2 protein-coding genes are annotated in these 2,017 nt (G+C 63.6%); both read left to right on the forward strand.

The window, feature by feature from the left end; translation table 11 throughout:
* The first annotated feature begins 44 nt into the window (after positions 1–44).
* A complete protein-coding gene (locus N5D48_RS26065) occupies positions 45–971 on the forward strand; it encodes an SdiA-regulated domain-containing protein (protein ID WP_279889014.1) in 927 nt (308 codons plus the stop codon).
* A 90-nt stretch (positions 972–1,061) separates the two neighbouring features.
* Positions 1,062–1,967 carry an SdiA-regulated domain-containing protein gene (locus N5D48_RS26070; RefSeq protein WP_279889015.1) on the forward strand — a complete coding sequence of 302 codons (906 nt, stop codon included), beginning with the start codon at positions 1,062–1,064 and terminating at the stop codon, positions 1,965–1,967.
* Positions 1,968–2,017: the final 50 nt, after the last annotated feature.

The following is a 2,017-nucleotide window of genomic DNA, read 5'->3' on the forward strand; positions in this document are numbered from 1 at the left end:
TTCCCGGCGACGATTCTTCTGCGTATTTTCAGGAACCTTCCTTGATGGCCAACCCTTCCAGTGCGTCCCTTCCGCCTGCACCCAAGCGGCGCCTGTCCGTCCGCTGGCCACTCGGGCTGGCTGCCCTGGCCGTGATCGGCTATGGCCTGGTGGCCGCCATGCACTGGGACGACCGTGGCCTTTTGTGGATACAGGAAGGTTTCGAAAGCCAGGCCGAGCGCAAGGAGAGCATCTGGCTGCCGGACTACGTGGTGGATATCGACGCCAAGCCGCTGCCGGGCATGGAACGTGACGAAGCCTCGGACCTGGCGTTCAACCCACGCACCCGCACGCTGTTCGCGGTGATGGGCAAGCACCCGTTCCTGACCGAGCTCAGCCTCGAGGGCGACGTGCTGCGCAAGATCCCCCTGGTAGGCTGGGCCAACCCGGAAGGCGTGGCGGTGCTCGAGGATGGCCAGATCGCCATCGTCGATGAACGCCACCATGACCTGACCGTGGTCAAGGTGGACGCCAGCACCACTTCGATCGATCGCGCCAACTACCAGAGCCATGGCCTGGGCGACGCGGACAAAGGCAACAAGGGCTTCGAGGCCATCGCCTGGGACCCGGCAAACCAGCGCCTGATCATCGGCGCGGAGCGCCCACCGAAGCTGTACACCTGGCGTACCGACGGACGCGGCCCGCTCACCGGCGACAAGGAGCTGCTGCCCAACGATGATCTGGACCTGCGCAACCTCTCGGCGCTGGGTGTCGATCCGCGCACCGGCCATTTGCTGGCTTTGTCGGCGGACTCCAACATGCTGCTGGAGCTGGACGAGAAAGGCGAACAGGTCAGCTTCATGACCCTGCTGGGAGGCTTCAACGACCTGGGCGACACCATTCCACGGGCAGAGGGCGTGGCCATGGACGACCAGGGCAACCTGTACATCGTCAGCGAACCCAATCTGTTCTATCGCTTCAGGAAGAACTGACAGCACGTTCGGCCATTTCTGATGATGGCATTAAGCTTTGCTTCAGTTGATAGTGGTTAGATGCGTGCTCCTTTAGCCGAGTCTGCCCCCATGCGCCGCCACTTCCGCCTGCTGCTTGCCTTCATCGTGCTCGTTCCCTTGCTCGTTCTGGGCCTGGCGGGGCATGAATTCCGCCTGTTCGAGCGGGGCTGGTTCAATCTCAAGACCTGGTGGCAACCGGCCGAACAGAGCATCGGCCTCGACCGCTATCAGGTCACGATCGAAGCCCGACCGATCGACGGGCTGGACGATGACCTCTCGGCGCTGACCTACGATCCCGACCGCAAGACCCTGTTCACCGTCACCAACGCCAGGTCGGAGCTGATCGAGCTGTCGCTGGACGGGCGCATCCTGCGCCGCGTGCCGCTGACCGGCTTCGGCGACCCCGAGGCAGTGGAGTACGTGGGCCCCAACAGCTATGTGATCACTGACGAGCGCCAGCAGCGGCTGATCCGCGTGCGCCTGGACGATGACACCCTGTTCCTCGACGCCAGCGATGCCGAGCAGCTTTCACTGGGGATCGGCCTCAATGGCAACAAGGGGTTCGAGGGCCTGGCCTACGATTCGGCAGGCAAGCGCCTGTTCGTGGCCAAGGAGCGGGATCCGATGATGATCTACGAGGTGCATGGCTTCCCCCACGACAACCCGGACAAGCCCTATGCCGTGCATGTGGTGCAGGACCGCAAGCGTGATCGACGGTTGTTCGTGCGCGACCTGTCCAGCCTGCAGTTCGACGAGCGCAGCGGGCATCTGCTGGCGTTGTCGGATGAGTCGCGGCTGGTGCTGGAACTGGACGTGAAAGGGCGGCCGCTAAGCACCCTGTCGCTGCGCAAAGGCTTCCAGGGCTTGAAGCAGACGGTGCCGCAGGCGGAGGGAATCGCGATGGACGATGCCGGGACCATCTACCTGGTCAGCGAGCCGAACCTGTTCTATGTGTTCAAGCAGCCGGCTGATTGATTGCCTGGGCTGGCGCTATCGCGGGGCAAGCGGATTTACGCCAGCCCCTG

Source organism: Pseudomonas sp. GD03858, from assembly GCF_029840925.1.
In the GTDB taxonomy this organism is placed as follows: Bacteria; Pseudomonadota; Gammaproteobacteria; order Pseudomonadales; family Pseudomonadaceae; genus Aquipseudomonas.